The organism is Virgibacillus sp. 7505, from assembly GCF_002272135.1.
Lineage (GTDB): Bacteria > Bacillota > Bacilli > Bacillales > Amphibacillaceae > Terribacillus.
Genome location: NZ_NPBF01000332.1, coordinates 1 through 231, shown reverse-complemented (window position 1 = coordinate 231; position 231 = coordinate 1). Strand labels below are relative to the sequence as shown.

Here is a 231-nt window from a genome sequence, read left to right as displayed (position 1 = left end):
TCCAGAGTCAGGCCTTTGGGACGAGGGCAAAGCGGCGGAACTGTTCACATCTGGGCGAGCCGGCATCATTGCTGGTCCTCATTGGATGCCTGACTGGCCTTTAAGCGAGCTAAAGCAAAATGTAGAGGGCGCTGAGTACCAGGCTTACGACATTCCAAGTGGTCCAGACGGGCAAAAAGGGCGTTCTACTGGAATTTCATCTCACAATGGTGCAGTGATGATCAATGCGAA

The 231-nt window shown here is 52.8% G+C and carries 1 pseudogene; it reads left to right on the top strand.

The features are described from left to right. Positions 1 to 231 (top strand): annotated as a pseudogene (locus CHH91_RS19195) (sugar ABC transporter); the annotation flags it as partial.